Origin of the sequence: Donghicola eburneus, from assembly GCF_900115865.1 — a bacterium.
GTDB lineage: Bacteria > Pseudomonadota > Alphaproteobacteria > Rhodobacterales > Rhodobacteraceae > Donghicola > Donghicola eburneus.
On the sequence record NZ_FOXY01000050.1, the window covers coordinates 1 to 2180 of the forward strand.

Below are 2180 nucleotides of genomic sequence, written 5' to 3' on the forward strand. Positions count from 1 at the left end.
CTCTATCATGCGTCCTGCGTCTTCAACTTTTTGTCCCTGTGAAGAGGGTGGGCTTTCAAGGCAGGACCAAGAACACGTGGCAGGCGACGTTTTGATGCTCGACGGATGCCGATCTGATAGGTTCCGAAGAAGAGCATCGAAAAGAGAATGAATGCCACGAAAGCGAGTGGCGGATCCCGGTAGAACATTACGCCTGCCAACGCAGGGGCCGCCATGAGTGGCGTCAAGATAATTGTAGTCAGAGGGTTCGCCACATAGCGCAGTCGGCGGGACAGCCAGTTAATCTCGATTGCGCGCATCATGAGCTGGTGGAAGTGCAGACGGTCCGGCTGGTCGGCCGCCATCTTTTTACATTTCCGCCGATAGATTGCCAGCGCGGTGTCCGCGACGGGCCAGAATACACAGAGAAGGATAGACCAAGGCGACACTTGGGGCGCTTCGACAATGATCGAGATCCCAGCCCACGCGATAATGAAGCCGATCATGTACGCTCCCATGTCACCGAGGAACAGGTGACCGCGAGGGAAGTTAAACAGCATGAACCCAAATACTGCCATGCACATGAGCATAAGCACATGAGCATGCGTTTCAAGCCCGACGCTTTGAGCGATGATTGCCATCGTTCCAGCTGACACGATGGTTGCAGCGCCGCAAAGTCCGTTCATGCCATCAACCAAATTGAAGGCATTACTCAAGCCTGCGACGATAAAGATCGTGAGGAGAGCAGCGGCGGGCCAAGCGAACTGTAGAATTGCGGAGGTTACTACTTCGTTTGTTCGATCGATCATGTACCCAGTTAGAAGTATAGCGATGGCGGCGGAAATCGCAGCTGCTATAAGTCGCGTACGCGGACTCATGGGCTTGCCAATATCTTCTAGGAGTGAGACGACAGCCAGTACTCCACCCGCCGCCAAAACGACAAGGTAATGGGTGCCGATAGTGCCGCTGCTGAGGAGGATGGCGACCATTAGAGCAAGGACAATTCCGACCCCTCCGAGACGCGGCGTGGGACGAGAGTGGGATGCTTGGATAGCCCCAAGGTCTTCATCTCTAGTCAAGCGCAGAGCGCTGTTGTTGTTCAAGTGAACGATAGCGCCGCAGATGGCAGCAGAGAGGAGAAATGCGATGGCATACAGCATGGGCAGAAGCCTTCGTGTCTAAGCGAGAAGAAAGCGCGAAAGTATTAGTTCGTAAGATATCAATTCTTCCCAGATAGTATGTAAGTTTGAGTCAAATCAAGGCGAATTTCGCTATAAGTCTGGAATACCAGAGTCATGGTTAGCCGCCATAATCGTGCAAGAGTGGGATTGCAAAGATCGGTATTCCCTTGCGCTTGCGGAGAGACCGTGTGTGCAGATCGGTCGCCAAGGTGTTCACTTCACGGGATTTTTGCTCAGACACGGCGTCCTGGCCGTTCGTTTCTAAATTCTTGTACCTAAAAGTAGATGTGCGTGATTGCGCCTAATGCGCGAACAGTTTGGCGATTTTTCTCTCATTCGGCCGGTTTAATTTTGTGCAATGAAGATAGGAAAGTGATGCGTGGTTCTTATACGTCGTACGGTGGCGAGGGATTTTTTAAAGATCGAGCTGATTCCGCGACGCTCTCGCGGCATGCATGTGCATTTAGATGTGGGCGCGCCGTTCACACATCACAAGCAACTTTCGGAATTTGTTTGTTTATTTGGCTAGCTCAGGGAGGGGCGGAAGAAGGTTCGGACCGAAGTCACGATAGAACTTGGCTTGCCGTGGAATAACGTACATTTCGCTGAACTCGCGCCTATGCATGATTTTCTTGCGCTACGCCAATTCGGCCGAAGACCAGATGAGTGCTTTTATCAAAGCGCGTCCCCATTGCGTTCACCGAAGCCTAAAGCTGAACGCGGCGTAGCCAAAGCCTATAATCAGATTGGTTTCTTTGGTTGAGCGTACTGCGAGCTACGAACAGTAGACAGGAACGTGCTGCGGAGTTGCACTGCCCGTGTTTTTGACTGAATTCGCGAAAACATGGGTAGGCTGCGTGTCCTTCAGATGCTGCGTGCGCGAGACGCGCTCATGATAGCTGGTCTTCGGTAGCAAGGATTACGGCAGCAGAGAAAAAAGAGCGGCGCCTTGGCAAGTTTCGTTGCTTGGTGATACTACATTTGAGCGCATTCGTTCGGATGCATTACCCAACCTTGCCG

1 protein-coding gene is annotated in these 2180 nt (G+C 52.2%); it reads right to left on the minus strand.

What is annotated here, in order from left to right; genetic code table 11:
- Positions 1-5: 5 nt before the first annotated feature.
- Positions 6-1139: a glycosyltransferase family 4 protein gene (locus tag BM225_RS21465; protein WP_092465540.1), complete on the minus strand. Its 1134-nt coding sequence runs from the start codon at positions 1137-1139 to the stop codon at positions 6-8.
- Positions 1140-2180: the final 1041 nt, after the last annotated feature.